Source organism: Geodermatophilus sp. SYSU D00079 (genome assembly GCF_054050635.1).
In genome coordinates this window covers 1-1,484 of record NZ_JBJGZS010000068.1, presented here as the reverse complement: position 1 = coordinate 1,484, position 1,484 = coordinate 1, and the positions used below count along the sequence as shown (strand labels likewise).

Annotated in this window: 1 protein-coding gene; it reads right to left on the bottom strand. The window is 73.7% G+C overall.

What is annotated here, in order from left to right; translation table 11 throughout:
- Window positions 1-1,141: MCP four helix bundle domain-containing protein (locus tag ACI79E_RS22410; RefSeq protein WP_456934787.1), on the bottom strand; the 1,141-nt coding region annotated here is incomplete at its 3' end.
- Window positions 1,142-1,484 lie beyond the last annotated feature (343 nt).

Here is a 1,484-nt window from a genome sequence, read left to right as displayed (position 1 = left end):
CCGAGGACTCCCCCAGCTTCGCGACCGTGGCCGTGGTGGTCTCCGCCGCCGACACCGCCCGGGACGCCACCTGGCTGGCCTCCGCCGCGTTCGTCGCGATCTCCCGGATGCTCGCCCCCATCTGCTCCGCACCCGCCGCCACCGTCTGCACGTTCCGGCTGACCTCCTCGGCTGCGCCGGCCACCACACCGGACTGCGCGGAGGTCTCCTCCGCCGACGCCGAGATCTGCGCCGACGAGGCCGACAGCTCCTCCGACGAGGCCGCCACCGCATCGGCCGACGCCGCGACCGCCGCGAGCACCTCCCGCATCGAGTCGACGGCCGTGTCCAGCGCCGCCGCGGTCCGGCCGACCTCGTCGCGCTGGGTGACGCCCGTGGGCTGCGTCAGGTCTCCCTCCGCGAGCCGCTCCGCCGAGCGGCGCAGGCGGTCGAGGGGCCGGGTCACGCCGCGGGCCACGAGGAAGCCGATGCCCAGCGCGGCCGCGAGGCCCACGACCAGGACCGCGTACAGGGACGTCCGGGTGCTCTCGTAGTGGTCCTGCGCGGCCACGGCGTCGGCCTGCGCGTCCGTCGCGGTCATGGCGGTGAGTCCCTCCAGGTCCGCGACCATCTGCTCGGTCAGCGGGGCGATCGTGTTCTTGCGCAGGGCGTTGAACTGCTCCATCTGACCGGCCGCGACGAAGGCGTCCATCTGCAACCCGTGGTCGAAGTACTGCCTCAGGGCGTCGAGGAGCTCGTCGACGGCTGCCGCCTCGTCCGCGGTGACGTCCGGCAGCTGCTTGTAGGCCTCGGCGGCGGCAGTCAGGTCGGTGCGGGCCTGCTCACGGAGGTCGGTGTAGGTCTGCCTGAGCTCGGGGGTGTTCGCGTAGGAGCGGCTGGTGCTGGCGAACCGGATGTTCATCAGCTGGAAGCGCATCTCCTCGGTCAGCTGCACACCGACGACGTTCCGGTCGTGCATGTACTCGGTGCGCTCGGCCGAGCTGCCCAGGGCGTTGAGGCCGACGACGCCGACGACGAGCGCCGCGAGCGCGGCGACGGAGACCGCCGCGAGGACCTTGGTCCGGACGCCGAGGTCCCCCCACCACGAGCGCGAGGCCGGTGTGGGCGGAGCCGGGCGGGAGGGGAGGGGACGAGCGGCCATGGTGGTTCTCCTGGTTGTGCAGGGAAGCGGGCAGTGTCGCGTTCCCACTCGCCTCGTCCGGAATGGTCTCTCCGGAAGCAGTTCGGGGTGTGCGTGCCGTCATCGTGAGCCATTCCGGACGGCGCCCGGATGGTTCATGCGGGCGTGTCGCGGATGGCTCCGAGAAATGTCGGTGACTGCATTTCCGGGACCGTCTTGTCGACTTTCCGACGTCGGATCGGGGAACGGGGGGGGGGGGGGGGGGGGGGGGGGGCCCCCCCCCCCGGGGGCGGGGGGGTGGGCGGGGGGTGTCTGGGGCGGGGCGCGCCCCCCCCCCCCCCCCCCTCCGTCCCCCCGGCGGGGG